The following is a 23,150-nucleotide window of genomic DNA, read 5'->3' on the forward strand; positions in this document are numbered from 1 at the left end:
CACGAAAGCGTTCATGACACTGCGGAGATGGTCTTCGGCGGGCCACCGGCCGCCGGCCCGCGCGCGATGCGGGGGGCCGGGCTCAACCCGAGTGGTGCTGCACCGTTCCCGCCGCATGGGCGCGGACCAGGGCCAGGTACTCCGCCGCCAGGCGGTGGCAGTCCCCGGGCCACCGCGCGGAGACGTAGTTGCCGTCCTTGACGGCGAAGCCGCGTCCGGGCCGGGCGGCGGTGTCGCGGACGGGCAGCGACGGGCCGGCGAGGAAGTGGCGCGGGTCGGCGAGCGCCGCGGTGACCTCCTGCTGCACGGTGGTGCGGTACGTGCGGTAGTAGCGGCCCAGCCAGAACCGGGTGAGGTTCCACCCCGTCAACTCCAGCAGGGACGTCAGAGCCGTTGTCCGCCGGCCGTGGAGGACCGAGCGCCCGGTGACGGGATCCTTGGCCCGGGCGGCGAGCAGTACGCCGTGGCAGACGGCCCCCACCGGCAGCCCCTGAACGAAGATCCGGGCGAACAGCCGCTGGGCGGTGGCGTCCTCGAGCAGCGTCCGCATGCTCGCGGCGTGGCCGCCGGGCACGAAGAGGCCCGTGATCTCGGCCGGGTCGACATCCGCGTACGGGGAGGGGGCGAGGAAATGGGGGTCCTCGGTGAGGCGCCGGTAGGCGGCCAGTTCGGCGCGGCGGGTCATCAGCCAGGGCGACAGCCAGGAGAAGCCGAGGTCCGTGAGCCGGGGGTCGGCGAGCGCGACCTTCCCGCCGGGCGTTGCGAACCGGACCTCGAAGCCGGCGTCCCGCAATGCTGCCCAGGGCACCGCCGCCTCGGTCGGGTCGTAGTCGCCTGCGGGGAGCAGGAAGAGAATCACGGAGTACTCCTCTGAGCGGTGGTGATCAGGGCAGCGCGCTTCTCCGGCTTCCCCGGCCTGCCTGGACGTTCCGGATCCCCGGCATCCCGGCGCTCCGAGGGACCCTGATCCCCTCGGTGTCCGAAGGCCGACCTTAGGAGCGGCCCGCGGCCCCGTCATTCACTCGGGCGGCCAATGCGTTGACTCCTCGAACCCCCCGGCGGTCGTCCCGCGGCGGCGGACGGTATTGACGGGGGTGGTGTGCCCGCATTGACTGGCGGCCGTGTCCACCACCGAGCCGCCCTCCGTCACCGCGTCGTACGCCCTCGCCGTCCTGAGCGCGACGGCAGAGGGCGACGGCGGGCCGTCCGCTTCCTGGGCCCTGCCCACGGACCGGCTGGAGTACGGCGAGATGCGCGCCCTGTGGGACGAGGTGCTGGACGCCCGGGATGCCGGGCCGCACACCGGGCTCCTCGTGGGCGACCGGATCCGGCCCGAAGGCCTGCACATCCTGGGCCACCTCGTCCTCACCTGCGCCAGCCTCGCGGACGCAGCGCAGGCGGCCGAGCGCTACCACTCCCTGGTGAGCCAGGCGGGCACGGTGACCCTGCACCGTCGCGGCGGCGTCGGCCGGATCCGCTACCGGCCGACCGTCGGCCCGGCCGCCATGCGCCCCCAGCAGGTGGAGGCGGTCGTCAGCAGCATGGTGCGGGCGGCCCGCTGGCTCGCGGGCGACGACTGGGCGCCCCTGGCCGTATCGTTCGCCCACCCCCGCGCGGGCTCGGCCGAGCCCTATGCCCGCGTTCTCGGCTGCCCCGTCACCTTCGACGCTCCGGAGAACGCGATCACCGTCGCCGACGAGGACCTCGACAGGCGCCGCCCCCTCTACGATCCGGCGCTCAACGCCCTGCACCGGGCCTACGCCGACCGGCTCCTGCACCAGTTGTCCGTGGCCGCTGCGGCGACCGTGGCCGAGCGCGTACGGCAGTGGCTGGAGCAGGCCGGGCTCGAGGACGCGGGCCCCGAAGGTCCGGCCAAGGAGCTCAACCTCAGCGTCCGAACCCTGCGCAGGGCCCTCCACGCGGAGGGCACGTCATGGCGCGCGCTCCTCGACGCCGCCCGCCACGGCCGGGCCAGGCGGCTGCTGGAGACCACGGTCCTGCCGCTGGACCGGGTCGCCCCCCTCGTCGGCCTGAGTGGCGCGACGGCCCTGGTCCGTGCCTTCACCCGGTGGGAGGGCATGCCGCCCGGGGCCTACCGCATCCGGTACCGGCCCAAGTCCAGCGGGTGAGGAACTTCACCGCGGGCGAGGCCCCGGCCGGCCGCCACCGTTGCTAGATTGTCCGGCGGCCGGATCGAAGGCCCCGGACGAGATGCGCCGTACCCGGTTACGCACGACGACGCGCGCGGTACTGCATGAGCAGCGCCGTCCGCTGTCCGCACCCGGGCAGTGCCCTCGTCGAGCAAGATGGGCCGAACCCATGACCGTGCCACTCACCCGCAGCCTGTACCGGACGACCGCACATGCCGCCGGGGGCCGTACCGGATCCGTCCGCACGGACGACGGGCGCCTGGACGTCCGCCTCGCTCCGCCGCGCAAGAAGGTGCCCGGCACCACCAACCCCGAGCAGCTGTTCGCGGCCGGCTTCGCCGCCTGCTTCACCTCCGCGCTCGCGGAGGTCGCCGCCGAGTTCGGGGCGGATGCCTCCGCCGCGCACGTGGCCTGCGAAGTGCAGCTCGGCACCACGGACACGCCCGCGGGCTACGGCCTCGCGGTGGCCCTCACCGTCAGCCTGCCGGGGTGGCGGGCGGTGGACCTCCAGCCCCTGCTGCACCGGGCAGACGCGGTCTGCCCGTACTCGCAGGCAGTACGCGGCAACGTACCGCTGACCTTCCTGGCCGTAGACGACCCCGCCACCGATGACCGTGCCTGAGCCGGTGTCGGCGGCCGGCATCCCGGTACCCGATCACGGCGCGTGGCTGCGGCGCGGCATCAGCCGCAACGGCGGACCCCTTCTCGAGGACCGTGAAGTGGTGTGGCTGCAGGCCGGGTCGTACTACGCCGACAGCCGGGGCTTCGCCGGTACGACGTCCTTCGACGGCTCCCAGGTGCACTTTCACCACCTCACGGGCGAGCCCGGCGAAGACACCGGCACCTTCCGGTGGGAGGGTGCGAACCTCGTTGAGCGGGGCAGCAACCCGGACGGCAGCACCTTCCTGGAGATCTGGACCCCGCTCTCCGGCGCAGCCGGCGCCACCGGCTCCTGGTCCGGCCCGGACCACCACGTGGTGTGCGTCGGCCGACACGTGGTGCACGTGGATTCCCGTGCGGGGACGTACTGGCGCCTGTGACCCCCCGGCGGTGGTCCTGCGGCGATGGCTGTCAGCGGCCATGCCGGCTCCACACCACACCTGCTGAACCGGGGCCGGCGGCTGCGGCTGAACGGTGAGGCAAGTACGGTCCCGGATGGCAGCGTTACGTGTCATTGCCAAGGAAGTCGAGGAGGATCCGGCGGCTGGTCTGGGAGGTGAGGCTGCCGTAGACGTCGTCGAAGGCGTGCTCGGCGAAGGGCAGTTCCTTCACCGTGGTGTCGACGCCATGGGCTCGCAGCGAGGCACCGAAGTCCTGGATGGTTTCGGCGGGGGCGCTGCGGTCGCGGTCTCCCACGACGAGCAGTGTGCGCTGCAGTCCCTTCTGGATGTCAGTGGTCGGGGAAACCTCGCGGTAGCGCTCGGGGTACTGGGCAGGTGTGCCGCCGGTGAAGAGTTCTGCGGCCTCACGGGTGCCGGCGATGTCGTCCTCCCACATGGTGCTGACGTTGGTGCCGGGGTAGAAGCCGACGACGGAGTACGGGGGCTTGGGAGTGGTGCCGCCGGTGGCCTGCAGGGTGCCGTTCTGGAGGCGGTAGGCGGTGTTCATGGCGAGCGTGCCACCGGCCGACATGCCACCCAGCGAGATGCGCGAGCTGTCGATGCCGTACTGGTCGGCGTGGTCCTGCACCCAGCCCAGGGCGGTCATGAGGTCTTGCGGGGCCTTGTTCCACGTGGGGCGGTCGGGGGAGGCCAGGCTGTAGTCGACGGCTATCACGGCCACACCGTGCTCCGCCAGCCAACGGCCGGTGCCACGCAGGTCGCTCTTGTCGAAGGTGTGGAAGCCCCCGGCATGAGCGAGCACAAGGGCCGGTGCCTTGCTGCCCTGGCTCTTCCTGGCCAGGTATATGTCCGCCTCGAGTGACTCGCCGTCACGGGTGGCATAGATCTGGGTCGCATCCGGGGTGGCGCCGCTGGGGGAGGCGAGCTGGGTGAACACCTGGCTGAAGGAGACCTTCGTACCGGCGTCGCTCGCGGCGGCGAACTGAATGCCGCTGATGACCAGCGCCGCGATGGTCGACAGAGTGGTCACCGCGGTGAGGATGCGCCCCCAGCGCACCAGGCCGCTACGCCAAGCCAGGGCCCCCGGAGCGACACCGGCCAGGGCGAGTATCGCCAGGTGGAACGGGTACTGTCCGCCGATGACCGGCCCGATCACGCCGGCCTTGGGTATGGCCGGAAAGTATGCGCCCAGCATGATCACGGCTGTCAGGAAGGCCAAGACGGAGGCGATCAAGGCGACACCGACACGTAGGAACTTCATGGTCTTGCCGCGAGAAGTGGCCTGCGAGGCGGGTGCCGGGCGTTGGGCTACGGACATGGCTGCGTTCCTTGGGAGTGCGGGGTGCGGGAGACGGATGTGCTCCCGAACGGGACGCCACAAGGTTCGCTTTCAGGGCCCGTGATCCGCGTCCCCCGGAGGGGCCAACCTGCGGCGTAGCTCTCCAGGGCTACGCCGCGATACGGGGAGCGACCGGACGAGTGATCCCAAACCCTGCTGCGGGACGCGACGTGCCAACTGGCGGCAGGCACTGCGGGATGCCCCTGCTGGCCGGGGCTGTCCAGAGGCTGGGAGCGGCATGGGTCGCCGGCTTACGGGGCGGTTCGCAGCGAGGGTGTCCAGCGGGCAGCGTTCCCGGGGGCGACCAGTCCGGTTTCGTAGGCGAAGACGGCGGCCTGGGTGCGGTCGCGCAGCTGCAGCTTTCGCAGGATGCGGCCCACGTGGGTCTTGACCGTCTCCTCGGCGACGACCAGCACTTGGGCGATCTCCGCATTGGAGAGGCCCTGTGCCACCTGTGCGAGAACTTCGGTCTCGCGGTCGGTGAGGGCGTCGATGCGCACCCCGGTCGGCGGCCTGGCGCCGGGACTCACGCGGGAGAATTCTGCGACGAGTCGCATGGTGATGTCGGGTGCGAGCAGAGCCTCACCCCGAGCCACCACCCTTACGGCCTCCGCGAGCTGGATGCCAGAGGCGTCCTTGAGTAGGAAACCGGAGGCCCCGGCGCGCAAGGCCTCGTAGACGTACTCGTCGAGGTCGAAGGTGGTCAGGATGAGGATCTTCGTTGCCGTTCCGGGGGCGGACGTGATCTGACGGGTGGCCTCGATGCCGTCGAGACCGGGCATCCGGATGTCCATCACGATCACGTCGGGTGCCAGTTCCTCGGACCTGGCGACGGCCTGAGTGCCGTCCTCGGCGGTGGCAACGACCTCGATGTCGGGCTGGGCGCCGAGCAGTACGGAGAAGGCTTCCCGGACCATGGCCTGGTCGTCGGCGATGAGCACACGGATGGTCATGCGTAGGTCTCCTTGCCGGCAGCGCGCGAAGGAGAGGCGGGCAGGGCCGCGCTGACCTCGTAGCCGCCGTCGGGGGTGGGGCCACTGGCGAAGTCGCCGCCGAGCATGGCGGTGCGCTCCCGCATGCCGATGACACCGTGCCCGGAACCGGGTATGGGGGCAGCGGAGAGGGTGGCAGGCCCGTTGACGACCCTCAGACACAATGCATCGCGAGCGTAGGTGAGTTCGATGCTCGCCTCGGCACCGGGGGCATGGCGCAGAACGTTGCTGAGGGCTTCCTGGATGATGCGGTAGGCCGACAGTTCCACGCCCGGAGGCAGATGGCGGGCAGTGCCCTCGATCCGGGTGGAGGTGTGCAGGCCGGCAGCTCGCACGTTGCCGAGCAGCCCATCGAGCTGCGCCAGCGAGGGCTGCGGGCTGGTGCCGGTTGTGCTGCCGCCGGGGCCGTTCGACCGCAGAAGGCCGAGCATGCGGCGCAGTTCGGCCAGCCCTTCCAGTGCGTTCGCGCGGATCGACGCCAGCTCAGTGACCAGTTCCGGTGGGGGAGTCTGGACCCGGTAGGGCGCGGCATCGGCTTGGATGGAGATGAGTGACAGGTGATGGGCCACGACGTCATGCAGCTCGCGGGCGATCCGGGTGCGTTCCTCCAGGACCGTGCGCAACGCCCGTTCCCGGGCCGTGGCGGCGATCTGCTCGGTGAGGCGTGCATGGTCCTCGCGGCGGCCGCGTACCACGGCTCCGATGAGCACGGCCAGAGCGAACAGGGCGAGGGCCCCGGTGATCATCTTCCATGAGCCGACGGTGCCGCCGGACAGCTTCAGCAGAACAGCCAGCACACTGCTGAGCACGGCCGCAGTAATGGCCGAGAACAAGCGCACCCGCAGCGCGAGAAGGAAGAGAACTCCGGCGTGCACCATCCACACATATATCTGAATGTCGTGGGCGGGCGGATACTCCAACGTGATGCCGGTGACGAAGGCCGTCGACAGCCACCAGGCGGACGCCGGCCATCGCAGTGCCACCACCAGCATGGCCGCCTGCCCGACGGCCACGATCGGGTCGGTCGCCCCCGCCGCGGCGGCCGTCAGAACGGCTGCGAGGCACACGAGGCTGTGGGGCAGCCAGCGTAGCCAGCGGGGCCAGGCCAGCGGCGGCATAGGGCAGCGTCGTGTGGTGATGAGGTCAGCCCGCAGAATGCGAAGGCTGGGGCGGTCTGCCATCGCAGCGGTCGTCTCGGGCACGTGGTCATTATCGGCCATCGCAAGCACTCCGGTGGGGTGGGTCGTCCGGAAGCGAGGCCTTCGGCGAACGTGCCGATACGGAGTGGCGTGGTGACGAAGGCGGCCTGCCCCCCGACTCAGCTGTGCGGCTTGGTTTCACTCGTTCATGACGCCTTCCATCCACATGTTCGTCCGCAATCGACGCTACGGAGCACATCCTTGGTTTGCATCCCGCTGGAGAGCCACATCAGCAGGTAGCTCTGCAGAGGGACGAGACGCCTATGAAGCAGGTCAGCGACAGCAACCTGCCATCAACGTGGTGTTGTTGACGTGCGTCATGGAGTGAGTTCTGCGCTGTGCCGTCTTGCGCCGGCTGTGTCGCAGGCATCTGCGCCCACCCAGCCACGGTCCGGGGTGCTGACGTGATGTCGCATGTGCTGCCCGCGGTGCCCCACGCACCTGGAATGGTCAATTCGCCTCATCTCACAGTCTGTGGGCACTTCTTTGGGCTCCGCCACGGGAGGGTGAAGTGGCTCCACGGGGCGTAGGAAGTTGTTTTGGCTCCACGTGTCGGCGTGCTGGCGAAGGTGTGTATCGATGTACGGATGGCGGAGCGCCAGCACCGATCTCGTGGTGGCCGCCAGCCAGCACTGGCATTTGGGTGCCCGGTGCCCGTCGAGGATGATGCGGGGGTGACTGATCAGGTGTCCGCCGTGATTCCGGCGCTGGTGTTCGATGTGGAGCGCATACCCGGCCTGGTTGGCGACCTGGCGATGGCCGGGCGCTTCACGGTGGGTGGTGCCAGCGTGGTCATGGGTCCTTCAGGGATGCTGATCATCGCGGAAGCGGGCGACGACCCAGCCAGGAGCGGTGTGTGGAACGCGGAGGAGGTCCGTCTGTTCGGGCCAGCCCCGGCACCGGTGACCGAGCGGCTCATGGGGTCGCCGTGGGGCACAGACGAAGGCTCGTTGCCGATCCACATCGCGGTCCGCGTGGAGGAAGAGGTCCTGTACCTGGGCACCGCCCAGGTGAGCCAGGCCGGCACGTCCGACGGTGTTCTCACCGACTGCGAACTGCTTTTCGATTCACCGTTGGCCAGGGACCTCCTGGACCGGTTGCGTCCGCCCCGTTCCTCCGTGGATCTTCCTGGCCTGGAGTGGCTCGGGCATGTGAATGGCGACCGTGCGGCAGCGCTGGAGGAATTCGTCACCGGCTGGTACCCCGCCGTCGCCGACACTGAATCGCCGTCCACCCGGACCGTGTTCCCTCTGCCTGGTGGACTGAGACAGCTCTACCGGCTCGCGGAGAAGCGGCCAGGGATCCTCGGAGTTCAGAACCGGATCCTGCCCGAGCCGGACCTGCACACCGACTCTCTCGGGGAGATGCTCGTCTTCGGAGTCGAGAACCAAGGCGGCTTCTTCTGGTCGCTCCTGGGGACGCATGACGGTCCTGAGGCCGATCCGACTGTCTGGTTCCGTGTGTTCGACGAGGAGCCGATTGCAGAACAGGACCGCTGAGCGGCTTCTTGATCCAGTTCTCTCTCTTCGAGGCTTCCATGGGCGCCGAATACCTGGCCCTGTCCCGCAGGCTCACGGCACCACAGGTCGACCATCTAACCCAAGCGCTGCACCTTGTGCCCCTGCGACCCTTCTGGCCCTGGGCTCCCACCCGTTTCTATGTGGCTCGCGGCCTGGTCATGCGTGTCAGCACCCAGGACGGCGAGGAGTTCGATGCCTGGGGCGGCGCCACCCACCGAAGCGCCCTGGCCCCGCTGGCCGACCTCCCGATCGACTGGAAGCGCTTCGACGGCTAACCGTCACAGGATCAGCGACAGAACGAGTCCACCTGCACGCCGGGACTGCTTGCTCTTCGCGGGTGACCTGCCCACGTTGCAGTGAATGCGGTGGGCCGTCCGCCTCTCGGCGACAGGGCGTGGTCCATCGGTCGTGGTCATGCCGGGGCCGTGTCGTTCGGATGCGCGGTCGTGCTGGGAGGCCGGTGTGGGTTCGTCGCGAGCTCACCGGGGCGTGTTTTGGTGTGGGTCGTGGGTCTCATTCACAGTGCCCGCTGCCCGCTGCCCGCTGCCCGCTGCCCGCTGCCCGCTGCCCGCTGCCCGCTGCTCGCTTCACCGCCTCTCCTGCCCGTTTCCTCTCTGGCTCCGTCCCCGCGCCGGGTATTCCCGTGCCCGCCGCGCCCGCCTGTCCCTGTGCTTGCCTTCCGTTTCCCGGCGTTCCCGCGTGTGCTGTCCGCGTGCCGGGCGTTTCCGCGCTCGCCGTTCCGGCGTCTGCTGTCCCGGCTGTTTTGGTGTCGGGTGTTCCTGTGTTGGGTGGGTGGGGCTCTGGTTGGGGTGTGCCGGTGCCGTGTGGGTGTCCGTGTGGGGTGGGTGTGCGGGCCGGTGTGCGGGCGGCGGTCTGGTCCGGTGTGGTGGTGGTTGTGGCGTGTTCATGCTGTTCGGCTGTGCCGGGGGTGTTGGGCGGGCCGCTGGGTTCTGTTTGATGCCCGCCGGCTCCTCGTCTGCTGTGTGACTCTCGCGCGTGCGGGGGTTGCTGTTCCCGGGCGGTGGCGGTGGCGGCAGCGGGGGTGGTGTTGCTGTTCCCGGGTGGGGGTGGTGGCTGGGCGGCGGGGGTCTGCCCGGGGCTGTGTGGCCGGGGTGGCGGGTGGGTGGTGGCGGGGGCTGGTGGGGCCGTGTGGTGGTGTGTGGGTCAGGCCCGGGTGCGCTGCGGCGGGTACGGCGGGTGCGGCGGGTGCGGCGGGTGCGCGGGTGCGGCGGGTGTGTGCGGTGTGGTGGGTGCGGCAGGTACGGCGATGCGGCGTCTGCGGTGTGGTGGGTGCGGAGGGGTGGTTTCGGCTGGTCTGCACCCTTTGATTCTGGTGTGGTTCCGATGTTTCGGCTGGGGTGTTGGGGGGTGTGTGGGGTGACGTTGGGTGAGGTTGGGGTGGTGTGGGGGTGAGCCGTCCCATAGGGCGCACGTCACATACGAGCTGGGGTAGTAGGCGGTGGAGGGCCTGCGACAGTCTCCTTGTGCCGGTTTCTGCCTGTATGGATCGCTTTTCTGCCGGTGTGGGTTGCTTCTGTTGTGGTGGGGGGTGGGTGGCTGGCTGCGAGGTGGGCTAGTAGGCGGGGTCGTTGCCAGGGGGTCGGGTCGTGGGTAGAACTGGATGTGTCGCCGGGCGGCACGGGTGTTTCACCCGCTGCCTGCGGATCCCCTCTGTATCTGTGAGTGGTTCACGTATGTCTTCGGCATGCCGCGACGGTCTTTGTTCCCTTCGGAAGGTCTATCTGTGTCCAACGCTGTCATCCGCCGCATTGCCGCTTCTAAGAAGGCCCTCGCGGGTTCCGTCCTCGCCCTGGGCGTCGCCGGTTCCATGCTTGCTGCGGTTCCCGCGCAGGCTGCCCCGATGAGCGCCAAGGCGATCGCCCAGCAGATGATCAAGGACCCGGCCCAGTTCGCTGCCTTCGACAAGATCATCTCGCATGAGAGTGGCTGGGACTACACCGCGACGAACGCTTCCTCCGGTGCTTACGGCCTGGCTCAGGCCCTGCCGGCGTCGAAGATGGCCTCCGCGGGCGCGGACTGGAAGACCAACCCGGCCACCCAGATCAAGTGGGGTCTGGACTACATGAACGAGCGCTACGGCAGCCCCGTCGGCGCCTGGAACTTCTGGTCCGCCAACCACTGGTACTAAACCGCCGGGCACACAGCCGGTATACGAAGACGCCCGGCCGGGATTTTCCCGGCCGGGCGTCCTCGCGTCCACAGCCGCCCCGGGCCCCCAAGCCCCCCGGGCCTCCCCGGGCCTCCGGGCCTCCCCGGGCCGCCGGGGCTCCCCGGGCCGCCGGGCCTCCCTGGGCCGTCGGGGCTCCGAGCCTCCCAAGCGACCCGAGCCTCCCGAGTCTCGGAGCCTCCGGGCCTCCGAGCCCCTCGGACTTCCGGAGCCCCGGCTCCCAGGCCGCAAGGCGGCCGGGCTGCCGGGCCCGCACGCCGCCGAGCCCCCGAGCCGCGAGCCCCTCGGGCCGCCGAGTCCCCCGGGCCGCCGAGTCCCCAGGGCCGCCGGGCCCCCAGGGCTGCCGGGGCGCCGCCGAGCCCTCCGGGCCTTCGGGGCGAGCCCCCAGGCCCCTGGGCTGTCGAGCCGCCGGGCCCCTGGGCCGCTGGGCCGCCGGGCCGCTGGACCGCTGGGCAGGGCCGTCGAGCTGCCGGGCCGCTGGGCCGTCGAGTCGCTGGGCCGTCGTCCCTCCGGCCCTCCGGGCCCCCCAAGCCTCCGGGTCCCAGGGCTGTCGAGCCCTCCGGGCTGCGGGGCGAGTCCCCGAGCCTGGGCTGTCGAGCTGTCGAGCTGTCGAGCTGTCGAGCTGCCGGGCCGCTCGGCCGCTGGGCCGCTGGGCCGGGCTGTCGACCTGCCGGGCCGCCGGGCCCTCGAGCTGCCGGGTCTCCGGCTCCGGAGCCCCGAGCTCCCCGGCCCCCTGGGCCTCCGGAGCTCCCCGGGCCGCACAGCTGCCGGGCTGCCGGGCCGTCGCCGGGTCTGCTGGGTTGCCGGGGGGTTTTCGGGGTTTCGGATGGGTTCAGCGTGGGGGTGGGTGGTGAGTCAGTGGCGTGCGATCTGTTCGCGGGTGGTGACCGGTGCCCCGCCCCGCTGCGTGAGGTGGGTGAGGAAGCCGTCGAGGGCGCGGATACGGCCGGGCCGGCCGATGATCCGGGAGTGCAGGCTGATGCTCATCCTCCGTGGCCGGCCGGCGCCCTCGGCGTGGAGGGTGTCGAACGTGTCGATGAGGTAGGCGAGCATTGCGTCCGCCGTCGTGAAGCCGTGGACGATCAGGAACTTGAAGCCGTTCGCATCCAGGCTGTACGGCACCACGAGGTGCGGGCGGCCGCCCGTCTCCAGATAGAACGGCAGGTCGTCCGAGCAGTCGTCGCTGTCGTAGAGGAAACCGCCCTCCTCGGTGACCAGGCGCCGGGTGGCGGGGCTGGTCCGGCCGGTGTACCAGCCGACGGGCCGGCGTCCCACGAGGTGCTCGATCGTGGCGACCGTACGCGCGATGCCGGCGCGCTCGACGTCCTGGGGCACGTGGCGGTAGTCGATCCAGCGCCAGCCGTGGCCCGCCACCTCCCAGCCCGCGGCGCCCGTCGCCCGCGCCGCGCCGGTTGCGCTCAAGGGCCCGCCCTACCGCGTACACGGCGCGCGGTGCGCGGTGGGCGTGCGGTGGATGCGCCAGAAACCGGCGCGCGCACCAGGCGAACATCGACTCGGCGTTCAGGTCACGGCCGCCCACCACGGGCGGCGCACCGACGGCCTCGTGAAGGAATCCCTGCGAGCCGCGGTCGCCTTCAAGAACGCTTTGCTCTGCGCCTTCCTCGTAGTCCAGGACAAGACTGACCGCGACACGGGCACCGCCGCCAGGCGGCATGCGGCGGCTCGGCGCCGTAACCGACGAGGTCACGCTGATCCCCGGACACGGGCCGCGCCCTACCCCCGGCACACGCCCGGACGCGGGTGACGCGGCGCCGGCCGGCAGCCCCCGGGGCGGTCAGCCCGTACCGCCCGGCGCCGACCCCGCCCGGCAAAAGGAGACGGCAGGGGAGGGGGTGGGAGACGGCAGGTGACGCAGACGCGCCGCCGGGCCGGGCCGGGGAAGAGAGCGGCCAGCCGCCGCCAGCCAGCCGCCAGCCGCCGCCAGCCGGCCGCCGGCCGCCAGCCGGGGCCGCCAGCCCAGCGTCCGGCCGGCAGCCTGCGCCGGGGCCGCCAGTCTGCGTCCGGCCGGCAGCCTGCGCCGGGGCCGCCAGTCTGCGTCCGGCCGGTTGCCGGCGTCCTGCGCCCGCCGGCCCCGGCCAGGCAAAAGCCCCGCCCGGATTCTTTCTTTGACTGGCTGCGGCGGGGGACCAGGTGCCTGCCGGCCTCGGCCAGGAGGAGTCCTGCCCGGAGTCTTTCCTTGACCGGCTGCGGCCGGGGGACCAGGCGCCTGCGCCCACCCGCAGGGCCGCCCCGGCTCCGTACAGAGGCAGCCGCAGCGTCGTCGTGGCACTCGGCGGCGGCTTTGCGCCTCCTGGCTGTACGCCCGGGCGGCGCTGTCGCGTAACGGCCGGGGCCGCGACGGCTGCCTGTGTGCGGATGGCCTCGTACCTGCTGAGCCCCTCGCATCCGCTGCGGGTGCCCGGGATCGGGAACAGCCAGTCCCAGCGCTGCGTCATGGGGGCCAGCGCGATCGCCACGCACAGGCCGACGACCAGCGCGCGCGGCGGCCAGGGTGCGCATTCACGCCCGACCGGACGCCGGGCCTCCACGCGGGCTGCCCGCGGAAGGCGAAGGCCACCGCGAACAGTGTCCCCCCGATGTAGGTGGCGAACCGCTGCCGATGACCCCGGCCTGACCACCGGCCGTCATCCCCCGCTCCGGCGCCCTCGCTCGCCCTCGCCCGCTGCGGGCGCTGCGGGCGGGGTTGTTGAGGCCGGGCTCGCTCACGGGCCCCTCCTGCAGGCCGGTGTGGACACGGCGTGTGTCCTGCGTACGGGCGAGGGCCTGGCCGCCGTCTGCGGCCTGGAGGCGGTCAAGGAGGCCGCGGCTCCCCGACCGGCTCATGCGCTCCCGGAAGTTCGTCCCGCTGCTGCTGGCTGGGGTCCTGGTGTTGAGGGCGGGGGTTTCGTCGCCGGCGGCCGGCGGCCGGGGGCCGGGGGCCGGGGGCCGGGGGGCCGGGGCGTTGAGGCTGGTGCGGGGCCAGGTCCGGGCCGGTGCCGAGTATGCCGCGGGTGAGGAGGTGATCGCCGCTCTGGCTGATGGTGTGCGCGTGGGGAACGAGTTCGGCTCGGACGCGACGTGCGGGGTGTGGCTCCGCGGAACGACTGTGTGCAGCCAGATCTGTGTGCTGAGCACGGCCCGGTGCAGCCGGGAGGATGCCGGTGACGTGGGTTGAGGCAGGGCGTCGGGCCTGCCGGTACACCGTCGTTGCCGCTGGGAACTGGTTCGTCTGGGTGCGGCCCGGGGTCTGCGCCTGCGACATGGCTGCGGCGCTGCCCGCCTCCGTGGTCCTGGACCCGTTCACGCAGAAGCAGGGGAAGCCGGGGAAGCCGGGGAAGCCGGGGTTGTGGGGGTTGTGCTGTGCGGCTGGGACGGGTTTGGCGGTGGCGGAGGGTGCGCGGCCGGTACGGGTTTGTTGGGCAGGCGTGGACAGTGGTGGGCAGGGGCCCGTTCTGTGGGGCGTGGTGAGTGGACAGGGCCTGGGCGGAGGCTGTGTGTCATACATCCGCGTGCCCGCTCCTGAAGGGGCAGCAAGTCATGGTATTCCGTCCGATCCGTAGGGTGACGGTGCTGACCGCGGCCGCAGCCCTGTGCGCTACCGCCACCGCTACCGCCACCGCTACCGCTACCGCTGCCGTCGCCGCTGCCGTCGTGGTCTCCGGTTCTTGCCCTGCCCACGGTGCTTCGGGCGCCGGCCGGCACGTGGCGGGGATCGTTGCGGCGTGGGCGTGTGCCTGGAACGGCATCGATCCCCGGGCGTTGGGGGCCCTGTTCACCGCTGGCGGTATCTGCACTGACGGGGCCGTGGCCGTCACTTTCCGCGGGCGGGGGGAGGTTGTCGGGTGGAGGGCCCGGGCCGGCAGCCTCATCGACGGCGTTCACGTCGCCGTCCGTGCTACCCGCGTCCGGGGGGACCGGGTCACGGTCCGGGCCGTCTGCTCCGGCGGTCTCAGGGGTGTGCCCCAGCCCTTCGCGGTGGCGATGACCACCGTCCTCGGCCTCGGCCGCGGTCACTGGCGGATCGTCTTCGGCCGGGATCGCTACGGCCTGGCCGTGCTCCTGTCGCAGTCCGGGCTGCCCGCGGGCTGGACGCCGCCCGCCCGGTGAGGGGGGCCGGCCGCTCGAGAACCGCTCGAAGGCGGCTGGAGCGATCCACCGCCGCCGGCCCTCGCGCCCGTATGATCCCCATGACTTGACGATTCGATGACCCGTTCCCGAAGAATCGATGACCGACAGACTTGGCGGACGGACGAACAGGGGGACGCACGATGGAGACCGCACGCCTGGCCTCGCTCATCGCCGCCACGCTCACCACCGGACTGGTCAGTGGCCTCTTCTACGGTTTCTCCGTTTCCGTGATGCCGGGTCTGAAGCGCACCGACGACCGTACGGTCATCGAGGTCATGCAGCGCATCAACGTGGCCATCCTGAACGGCTGGTTCGTCCTCGGCTACATCGGGGCGTTCCTGTTCACGGCGCTGGCTCTGGCCCTGCACATTCCCTCCGACGGCCGTGACGTGCTGGTGCCTTTGATCGCGGCCCTGGTCTGTTACATCGTTTCGATGGGTGTCACCAACAAGGTGAACATTCCGCTCAACAACATGCTGGAGAAGGCCGGTCCGGCCGACCGGATCCCCGACCCCGCAGCCGTCCGGCGTGCTTTCGAGGGCCCCTGGTCCCGTGCGAACGTGTGGCGGACCCTGCTGTGCACGGCGTCTGTGGGCTTCCTGTCCTGGGCGCTGTACCTGCACGGCCAGACCGGCTGACCCCCCTGACCCCTCCTGGCTGACCCCACCCCCCTGGCTGTCCCGTCTGACTGTCCCGTCTGGTTGTTCCTCTGGTTGTCCTCCGGCCGGCCGTCCCCCCGGCCGGCCGGGGGCGGGATGCGCGAAGTCCCCCGGCCCGGTGGCCGGGGGACTTCGCGGTGCTGTGTGTGGGGGGGAGGGTTCGGGCCGCGGTTCAGCGGGTGGCGCGGCCGTAGAGGACCAGGGCACGGGAGAGGGCCGTCAGGGCCACCGTGCACAGCAGGGTGCGGATGATGTTGGTGGTCACCCAGGTGCTCTTGAACTTGTCGACGATCGAGAAGTCGGTGAGCTTCGCCGCGTCACCGGCGTCGGCGAGTTGATTGTTGAGCGGGATGTTCACGGAGAAGGTGATCATCAGGACGAGGAAGTAGGCCACGGTGGCCGCCGCGACCCAGATCGCCACGGTGCGCCGTCCCTTGCGGAACTCGACGATCGCGGAGGCGGCGGAGGCGAGCAGGGCCAGGACGAAGGCCATGCCGAAGAGTCCGTTGCCGTCGATCGCCGCGTTGAAGTTCTGCATCGCGGTGACGTAGGTGCGCTCGTCGCCCGCTGCCAGACCGGGCATGACCGAGACGTCGAAGGCGAAGAAGAGGCCGGCCATCAATCCCATGAGGATCGTGGAGACCAGCAGGAGCGCGGTGGCCGCCTTTCCGCGCCCGGCGGGCACCGGCGCGGGGGAATGGGGCTGGGGCTGGGGTGGGGTGTAGGGGCCGGGCTGGGTCTGGTACGGGCTCGGGCCTCCGGCGGAGTAATGCTGGGGGCTGCCGGCCGGGTTGGGGTTCATGGGACATCCTCGTCTGGGGTGGTGGGAGCACTGCTCTTTCGGCACGGACATCCGATCGTGACACTCCCGGGGACACCCGGCCATGGGCTTTCCACCGGCTCTCGAGCGAACCTCGAGAGCCGGTGGCCCGATCTTTTCGGCCGCCGGTCAGCGGCTGGTCAGCGGCCGGTCAGCGGCTGGTCAGCGGCCGGTCAGGGGATGGTCAGGGGCTGGTCAGTAGCGGTAGTGGTCCGGCTTGTAGGGGCCGTCGACGTTCACGCCGATGTAGGCGGCCTGTTCGGGGCGCAGGGTGGTGAGGCGGACGCCGAGGGCGTCGAGGTGGAGGCGGGCGACCTTCTCGTCGAGGTGCTTGGGGAGCACGTACACGTCGGTCGGGTACTCCTCGGGCTTGGTGAAGAGCTCGATCTGGGCCAGGGTCTGGTCCGCGAAGGAGTTCGACATGACGAAGGACGGGTGGCCGGTGGCGTTGCCCAGGTTCAGCAGACGGCCCTCGGACAGCACGATGAGGACTTTGCCGTCGGGGAACTTCCAGGTGTGGACCTGCGGTTTGACCTCGTCCTTGACGATGCCGTCGGTCTTCGCGAGGCCGGCCATGTCGATCTCGTTGTCGAAGTGGCCGATGTTGCCGACGATGGCCTGGTGCTTCATCTTGGCCATGTCGGCGGCCATGATGATGTCCTTGTTGCCGGTCGTGGTGATGAAGATGTCCGCGCTCTCGACGACGTCGTCGAGGGTGGCGACCTGGTAGCCGTCCATCGCGGCCTGCAGTGCGCAGATGGGGTCGATCTCGGTGACGATGACGCGGGCGCCCTGGCCGCGCAGGGATTCGGCGCAGCCCTTGCCGACGTCGCCGTAGCCGAAGACCACGGCGGTCTTGCCGCCGATGAGGACGTCGGTGGCACGGTTGATGCCGTCGATCAGGGAGTGGCGGCAGCCGTACTTGTTGTCGAACTTCGACTTCGTCACCGCGTCGTTCACGTTGATCGCCGGGAACAGCAGAGCGCCGGCCTGGTGCATCTCGTAGAGGCGGTGGACGCCGGTGGTGGTCTCCTCCGTCACGCCGCGGATGCCGGATGCGAGCGCCGTCCAGTCGATGGAGGTGTTCTGCAGCAGGTTAAGGACCAGGGCCATTTCCTCGTTGTCCGCGGTGGACGGGTCCGGGACGGTGCCCGCCTTCTGGTGCTCGACGCCCTTGTGGACCAGGAGGGTGGCGTCACCGCCGTCGTCGAGGATCATGTTGGGGCCCGTGTGGCCGGGCCAGGTCAGGGCCTGCTCGGTGCACCACCAGTACTCCTGGAGTGTTTCGCCCTTCCAGGCGAAGACGGGGATCCCGGCGGCGGCTATGGCGGCGGCCGCGTGGTCCTGGGTGGAGTAGATGTTGCAGGACACCCAGCGCACCTGGGCGCCGAGCGCCACCAGCGTCTCGATCAGGACGGCCGTCTGCACGGTCATGTGCAGGGAGCCGGTGATGCGGGCCCCGGCCAGCGGCTGTGAGGGGGCGTACTCGCGGCGGATCGACATCAGACCGGGCATCTCGTGCTCGGCCAGGGTGATCTCCTTGCGGCCGAATTCCGCGAGGGAGAGGTCGGCGACCTTGAAGTCCATGGGTTCTACTCCGTGGTGGTGGTGGCTGGGCTGTGGCTGACGTTCAGGTTCTGATGGATCTCTAGAGTCGCGGTGGACTTGTTGAGGGTGATGTAGTGCAGGCCCGGCGCACCCTCGGCGAGCAGACGCTCGGCCATGACGGTCGCGTACTCGACACCGATGCGGTGGCCGGCCGTCGGATCGTCTTTCGCCGCCTCCAGCCGCTGGGCCAGTGCGGCCGGGAAACGGGCGTCGCTGAGCTCGGCGAAGCGCCGGATCTGGCGGAAATCGGTGGCCGGCATGATCTCGGGGATGACCGGTGTCAGACAGCCGACGGCGCCGAGCCGGTCGCGCAGGCGCAGGTAGTCCTCGGCGTGGAAGAACATCTGGGTGATGGCGTAGTCGGCGCCGGCCCGGCACTTGGCGGCGAAGTGCCGGATGTCCTGGCTCCAGCCGGGCGAGCGGGGATGCCGCTCGGGGAACGCCGCGACCCCTACCGTGAAGTCACCCAGCTGCCGTATCAGAGTGACCAGTTCGTGGGCGTGGGTCAGCCCGTGCGGATGCGGAGTCCACTGCCCCTTCGGATCGCCGGGCGGGTCACCGCGCAGGGCGAGCACGTCACGGATGCCCGCGTCGGCGTACTGGCCGATGATGTGGCGCAGCTCGGCGACCGAGTGCCCCACCGCCGTCAGGTGCGCGACCGGGCGCAGGGTGGTCTGCGCCGCGATGCGCTTGGTGACCTCCACGGTCCGGTCGCGGGAGGAGCCGCCGGCCCCGTAGGTGACGGAGACGAAGGACGGCGCGAACGGCTCGATGCGGCGGATCGCCGCCCACAGGGTGCGCTCCCCGGCGTCGGTCTTGGGCGGGAAGAACTCGAAGGAGAAGGTCCGCCGGCCCTTCGACAGCAGCTCGCGGACACCAGGGGCGGCGGGGGCAGAGGTGCGGGGGCGGTCGGTGGTGGCGGCCAGGGCAGCCGGCATGTCGGACTCCTTCCAACTCATCCGGTCTCAGCGTGCGTTGAAGTACGTCGCTTCGGGGTGGTGGATCACGATCGCGTCGGTGGACTGCTCCGGGTGGAGCTGGAACTCCTGCGACAGGTGGACGCCGATCCGCTCCGGCTGCAGGAGAGCGGCGATCTTCGCCCGGTCCTCCAGGTCGGGGCAGGCGGGATAGCCCAGCGAGTAGCGGCAGCCCTGGTACTCGGTGCGGAACATGCCGTCCATGGAGCCCGGGTCGGAGCCGGCGATGCCCAGTTCGCTGCGGACGCGGGCGTGCCAGTACTCGGCCATGGCCTCGGCGAGCTGCACGGACAGGCCGTGCAGCTCCATGTATTCGCGGTAGGCGTCGGCGGCGAACAGCCTGGCCGTCTCCTCACCGATGCGGCTGCCGACGGTGACGATCTGGAAGCCGACGACGTCGGTTGCCCCGCTGTCCTCGGAGCGGAAGAAGTCCGCCAGGCACAGCCGGCGGCCGCGGCCCTGGCGGGGGAAGGTGAAACGGGTCCGCTCGGATCCGTTCTCGTCCAGGACGATCAGGTCCTCGCCCTTGGAGACGCACCGGAAGTAGCCGTGCACCACGGCTGCTTCGAGGAGTTGGCCGGTGTGCAGGCGCTCCAGCCAGCCGCGCAGCCTCGGGCGTCCGTCCGTCTCGATGGACTGGGCGTCCTTCAGACCCCACTGGCCCTTGAACAGAGCGCTCTCGTCCAGCCAGGAGGCGTACTCCTTGAGGGGGATGCCCTTGACGACGCGGGTGCCCCAGAACGGCGGGGCGGGCACCGGGTTGTCGGCGGCGGTGTCGGAGCGGCCGCCGGGCTGTGGCTGCGCCGCCGGGAGCGGGGTGTCGCGCTTGGGGACGCGGCGCTGCTTCAAAGGCGGCAGTACGGCGCCGGGAACACCGCGCTTGACTCCCATCAGGGCGTCCATGAGGCGCAGGCCTTCGAAGGCGTCGCGGGCGTAGCGGACTTCGCCTTCGTAGATTTCGTGGAGGTCTTGTTCGACGTAGGCGCGGGTGAGGGCGGCGCCGCCGAGGATGACGGGGTAGTCGGTGGCCAGCTTGCGCTGGTTGAGCTCCTGAAGGTTCTCCTTCATGATCACGGTCGACTTCACCAGCAGACCCGACATGCCGATCACGTCGGCCTTGTGTTCCTGCGCGGCCTCCAGGATCGCCGAGACCGGCTGCTTGATACCGATGTTGACGACGTTGTAGCCGTTGTTGGTGAGGATGATGTCGACGAGGTTCTTGCCGATGTCGTGGACGTCACCGCGGACGGTGGCCAGCACGATGGTGCCCTTGCCCTCGTCGTCGGTCTTCTCCATGTGCGGCTCCAGGAACGCCACCGCCGTCTTCATGACCTCCGCGGACTGCAGGACGAAGGGGAGCTGCATCTGCCCGGAGCCGAACAGCTCACCGACGACCTTCATGCCCTCCAGCAGCGTGTCGTTGACGATGCCGAGGGCGGGGCGGGTCTGCAGGGCCTCCTCGAGGTCCGCTTCCAGGCCGTTCTTCTCCCCGTCGATGATCCGCCGCTGCAGCCGCTCGTCCAGCGGCAGCGCGAGGAGCTCCTCGGCGCGGCCGGCCTTCAGCGACTTGGTGTTGACGCCCTCGAAGAGGGCCATCAGCTTCTGCAGCGGATCGTAGTCACCCGCCCGCCGGTCGTAGATCAGATCCAGGGCGGTGGTGACCTGCTCCTCGTCGAACCGGGCGATCGGCAGGATCTTCGAGGCGTGGACGATCGCCGAGTCCAGGCCGGCCTTCACACACTCGTCGAGGAAGACGGAGTTCAGCAGGACACGCGCGGCCGGGTTGAGGCCGAAGGAGATGTTCGACAGGCCCAGGGTGGTCTGGACGTCCGGGTGGCGGCGCTTGAGCTCACGGATCGCCTCGATCGTGGCGATGCCGTCCTTGCGGGACTCCTCCTGCCCGGTGCAGATCGTGAAGGTGAGGGTGTCGATGAGGATGTCCGACTCCCGGATCCCCCAGTTCCCCGTCAGATCACCGATGAGGCGTTCGGCGATGGCGACCTTGTGCCCGACGGTGCGGGCCTGCCCCTCCTCGTCGATGGTCAGCGCGATCAAAGCCGCACCGTGCTCCTGCGCCAACCGGGTCACCAGCGCGAAACGGGACTCGGGGCCGTCACCGTCCTCGTAGTTGACCGAGTTGATGACCGCACGCCCGCCGAGCTTCTCCAGACCCGCCCGGATGACGGGAACCTCGGTCGAGTCCAGCACGATCGGCAGCGTGGACGCGGTCGCGAAACGGCCCGCCAGCTCCTCCATGTCGGCGACACCGTCACGGCCCACGTAGTCCACGCACAGGTCGAGCATGTGCGCGCCCTCACGGATCTGATCGCGGGCCATCTCCACACAGTCGTCCCAGCGGGCCTCCAGCATCGCCTCACGGAACTTCTTCGACCCGTTCGCGTTGGTGCGCTCACCGATCGCCATGTACGAGGTGTCCTGACGGAAGGGAACCGTCTGGTAGAGCGAGGCCGCACCCGGCTCGGGCTGCGGGGCGCGCTCGGTGACCGCCGCACCGCGGACCCGCTCCACCACCTGCCGCAGATGCTCCGGCGTGGTACCGCAGCAGCCGCCCACCAGGGACAGCCCGTACTCGCGGACGAAGGTCTCCTGGGCGTCCGCCAGCTCGGCGGCGCTCAGCGGATAGTGCGCACCCTCCTTCGTCAACACCGGAAGACCCGCGTTGGGCATGCAGGACAGCGGGATACGGGCATTGCGCGCCAGATACCGCAGGTGCTCGCTCATCTCCGCAGGACCCGTCGCACAGTTCAGACCGATCATGTCGATCCCCAGCGGCTCCAGCGCCGTCAGGGCCGCGCCGATCTCCGAGCCCAGCAGCATGGTGCCGGTGGTCTCGACGGTGACGGAGCAGATCAGCGGGACGGTGACGCCCAGCGCCTCCATCGCCCGCCGGGCACCGATGATCGAGGACTTCGTCTGCAGCAGGTCCTGCGTCGTCTCCACCAGCAGCGCATCCGCGCCGCCGGTGATCAGGCCCTCGGCGTTGATCTGGTAGGCGTCACGGATCTGCCCGTAGGTGATGTGCCCCAGCGTCGGCAGCTTCGTACCCGGCCCCATGGAGCCCAGCACCCAGCGCTGCTGCCCCGTCGACGCGGTGAACTCGTCGGCGACCTCGCGGGCGATCCGCGCACCCGCCTCCGACAGCTCGAAGTTGCGCTCCGCGATGTCGTACTCCGCCAGCGCCGCGTAGTTCGTACCGAAGGTGTTCGTCTCGACGCAGTCCACACCCACCGCGAAATACGCCTCATGCACCGTTCGCACGATGTCCGGACGGGTGACATTCAGAACCTCGTTGCAGCCCTCCAGCTGCTGGAAGTCCTCCATCGAGGGATCCTGCGCCTGCAGCATCGTTCCCATCGCCCCGTCGGCGACCACCACACGCGTCGCGAGCGCCTCCCGCAGCGCATCCGCCCGCATCTGCGCGTCCTGCACGTCCGCCGTCATGCCGGCCGCCCCAGCTTCGCCTCCAGCAGCCCGCCCGCCCGCTCCCCGTACACCGTGCGGACGGTGGCGAGCAGAGCCTCCGGCCGGATCTCGTACGCCTGGGATCCGACCGTCGCCAGGACCAGCGCCGACATCGCGCAGCCGAGCTGCGCGGCGCTCTCCAGCGGCAGGCCCCAGCTGACGGCGGCCAGGAATCCGGAGCGGAAGGCGTCGCCGACACCGGTCGGGTCCTCGGCGCGGACGCCGGGCACCGCGCCCACGGTGATGACCGGCTCGCCCTTGCGGTCGATACGGACGCCCTGCGCGCCCAGGGTGGTCACCCACGCCCCGACGCGGTCCAGGACCTCCTGGCGGCTCCACCCGGCCCGCTCCCGCAGCAGCGCGGACTCGTACTCGTTGGTGAACAGCCAGCGGGCCCCGGTCACCAGAGTGCGCACCTCGGCGCCGGTGAGGCGGGCGAGCTGCTGCGAGGGGTCGGCGGCGAAGTCGACGCCCAGCTCCCGGGCCTGCTCGGTGTGGCGGACCATCGCACCGGGATCGTTGGGCGAGACGAGCACCAGATCCAGGGGCGCGCGGTCGTGGACGGCGCGCAGGTCGATACGGCCGGCCTCGGCCATGGCGCCCGCGTAGAAGGCGGCGATCTGGTTGGTGTCCTGGTCGGTCATGCACATGAAGCGGGCGGTCTGGTGCTCGCAGGAGACGTACACCGAGCCGGTGTCGACGCCGTGTTCCTTGAGCCAGACCTCGTACTCGGCGAAGTCCGGGCCCACGGCGCCCACCAGGAGGGGGTCCAGGAGGAGGCCGCCGAGGCCGAAGGCGATGTTGGCCGCCACTCCGCCCCGCCGCACCTGGAGGGTGTCGACGAGGAACGACAGCGAGAGGTGTTCCAGCTGGTCGGGGAGCAGCTGGTCGACGAACCGGCCCGGGAAGGCCATGAGGTGATCTGTGGCGATGGATCCGGTCACCGCGATACGCACGTGGACTCCTGTGAACTGGTCTGATGCCGGCGGGGCGAGACGGGGCGAGACGGGGCGGGGCGAGACGGGG

Annotated in this window: 17 protein-coding genes and 1 riboswitch; of the genes, 7 read left to right on the plus strand and 10 right to left on the minus strand. The window is 70.5% G+C overall.

Annotated elements, in window-relative coordinates; translation table 11 throughout:
• Positions 1 to 82 precede the first annotated feature (82 nt).
• Positions 83 to 859, minus strand: a complete 777-nt coding sequence (locus RIU97_RS40450) for a type 1 glutamine amidotransferase domain-containing protein (RefSeq protein WP_404962490.1) — start codon at positions 857 to 859, stop codon at positions 83 to 85.
• Between the two features lie 262 nt (positions 860 to 1,121).
• On the opposite strand from RIU97_RS40450, the gene RIU97_RS40455 reads away from it, so the two are divergent.
• The 3 genes from RIU97_RS40455 (at position 1,122) to RIU97_RS40465 (ending at position 3,190) form a co-directional block, all read left to right on the plus strand.
• Positions 1,122 to 2,129, plus strand: a complete 1,008-nt coding sequence (locus RIU97_RS40455) for an AraC family transcriptional regulator (protein ID WP_404962491.1) — start codon at positions 1,122 to 1,124, stop codon at positions 2,127 to 2,129.
• Between the two features lie 54 nt (positions 2,130 to 2,183).
• Positions 2,184 to 2,245: riboswitch (guanidine-III (ykkC-III) riboswitch) on the plus strand.
• Between the two features lie 74 nt (positions 2,246 to 2,319).
• Entirely contained in the window at positions 2,320 to 2,772 is a 453-nt protein-coding gene (locus RIU97_RS40460; protein ID WP_404962492.1) for an Ohr family peroxiredoxin, read from the plus strand.
• Positions 2,759 to 3,190, plus strand: a complete 432-nt coding sequence (locus RIU97_RS40465; RefSeq protein ID WP_404962493.1) for a hypothetical protein — start codon at positions 2,759 to 2,761, stop codon at positions 3,188 to 3,190. The genes RIU97_RS40460 and RIU97_RS40465 overlap by 14 nt, the downstream gene beginning before the upstream one ends.
• Positions 3,191 to 3,314: 124 nt before the next feature.
• Here the strand turns inward: RIU97_RS40465 and RIU97_RS40470 are convergent, their stop codons facing one another.
• From RIU97_RS40470 to RIU97_RS40480, 3 genes are all read right to left on the minus strand, one after another.
• Positions 3,315 to 4,529, minus strand: a complete 1,215-nt coding sequence (locus tag RIU97_RS40470; protein ID WP_404962494.1) for an alpha/beta hydrolase — start codon at positions 4,527 to 4,529, stop codon at positions 3,315 to 3,317.
• 272 nt (positions 4,530 to 4,801) lie between these two features.
• Positions 4,802 to 5,503: a response regulator gene (locus tag RIU97_RS40475; protein WP_404962495.1), complete on the minus strand. Its 702-nt coding sequence runs from the start codon at positions 5,501 to 5,503 to the stop codon at positions 4,802 to 4,804.
• A complete protein-coding gene (locus RIU97_RS40480) occupies positions 5,500 to 6,744 on the minus strand; it encodes a sensor histidine kinase (RefSeq protein ID WP_404962496.1) in 1,245 nt (414 codons plus the stop codon). Before RIU97_RS40480 ends, RIU97_RS40475 begins: the two co-directional genes overlap by 4 nt.
• A 671-nt stretch (positions 6,745 to 7,415) precedes the next feature.
• Between RIU97_RS40480 and RIU97_RS40485 the strand changes: the two genes are divergently transcribed.
• Positions 7,416 to 8,240: a hypothetical protein gene (locus tag RIU97_RS40485; protein WP_404962497.1), complete on the plus strand. Its 825-nt coding sequence runs from the start codon at positions 7,416 to 7,418 to the stop codon at positions 8,238 to 8,240.
• 1,726 nt (positions 8,241 to 9,966) lie between these two features.
• Entirely contained in the window at positions 9,967 to 10,410 is a 444-nt protein-coding gene (locus RIU97_RS40490; RefSeq protein WP_404962498.1) for a transglycosylase SLT domain-containing protein, read from the plus strand.
• Between the two features lie 894 nt (positions 10,411 to 11,304).
• Here the strand turns inward: RIU97_RS40490 and RIU97_RS40495 are convergent.
• Positions 11,305 to 11,871 carry a hypothetical protein gene (locus RIU97_RS40495; protein WP_404962499.1) on the minus strand — a complete coding sequence of 189 codons (567 nt, stop codon included), beginning with the start codon at positions 11,869 to 11,871 and terminating at the stop codon, positions 11,305 to 11,307.
• A gap of 2,115 nt (positions 11,872 to 13,986) precedes the next feature.
• Here RIU97_RS40495 and RIU97_RS40500 point away from each other — a divergent pair.
• Positions 13,987 to 14,556 (plus strand): nuclear transport factor 2 family protein, encoded by a 570-nt coding sequence (locus RIU97_RS40500; protein ID WP_404962500.1) that lies wholly within the window; start codon positions 13,987 to 13,989, stop codon positions 14,554 to 14,556.
• A gap of 161 nt (positions 14,557 to 14,717) precedes the next feature.
• On the plus strand, positions 14,718 to 15,215 hold the full coding sequence (locus RIU97_RS40505) for a DUF1772 domain-containing protein (protein ID WP_404962501.1): 498 nt from the start codon (positions 14,718 to 14,720) through the stop codon (positions 15,213 to 15,215).
• 193 nt (positions 15,216 to 15,408) lie between these two features.
• Here RIU97_RS40505 and RIU97_RS40510 read toward each other — a convergent pair whose 3' ends face one another.
• The 5 genes from RIU97_RS40510 to RIU97_RS40530 all read right to left on the minus strand — a co-directional run bounded on the left by RIU97_RS40510 (position 15,409) and on the right by RIU97_RS40530 (position 23,080).
• Positions 15,409 to 16,038, minus strand: coding sequence for a DUF1772 domain-containing protein (locus RIU97_RS40510; RefSeq protein WP_404962502.1), 630 nt, complete (start codon positions 16,036 to 16,038; stop codon positions 15,409 to 15,411).
• Positions 16,039 to 16,251: 213 nt separating this feature from the next.
• Positions 16,252 to 17,643 (minus strand): adenosylhomocysteinase, encoded by a 1,392-nt coding sequence (gene ahcY / locus RIU97_RS40515; protein WP_404962503.1) that lies wholly within the window; start codon positions 17,641 to 17,643, stop codon positions 16,252 to 16,254.
• Between the two features lie 5 nt (positions 17,644 to 17,648).
• The gene (gene metF, locus RIU97_RS40520) at positions 17,649 to 18,602 is read right to left on the minus strand and encodes a methylenetetrahydrofolate reductase [NAD(P)H] (RefSeq protein ID WP_404962504.1); all 954 of its coding nucleotides are present in this window, start codon (positions 18,600 to 18,602) and stop codon (positions 17,649 to 17,651) included.
• A 27-nt stretch (positions 18,603 to 18,629) separates the two neighbouring features.
• On the minus strand, positions 18,630 to 22,103 hold the full coding sequence (gene metH, locus RIU97_RS40525) for a methionine synthase (RefSeq protein ID WP_404962505.1): 3,474 nt from the start codon (positions 22,101 to 22,103) through the stop codon (positions 18,630 to 18,632).
• The gene (locus RIU97_RS40530) at positions 22,100 to 23,080 is read right to left on the minus strand and encodes a carbohydrate kinase family protein (protein ID WP_404962506.1); all 981 of its coding nucleotides are present in this window, start codon (positions 23,078 to 23,080) and stop codon (positions 22,100 to 22,102) included. The genes metH and RIU97_RS40530 overlap by 4 nt, the downstream gene beginning before the upstream one ends.
• Between the last annotated feature and the right edge of the window lie 70 nt (positions 23,081 to 23,150).

The sequence above is a fragment of the Streptomyces sp. 147326 genome (assembly GCF_045000215.1).
Classification (GTDB): domain Bacteria; phylum Actinomycetota; class Actinomycetes; order Streptomycetales; family Streptomycetaceae; genus Streptomyces.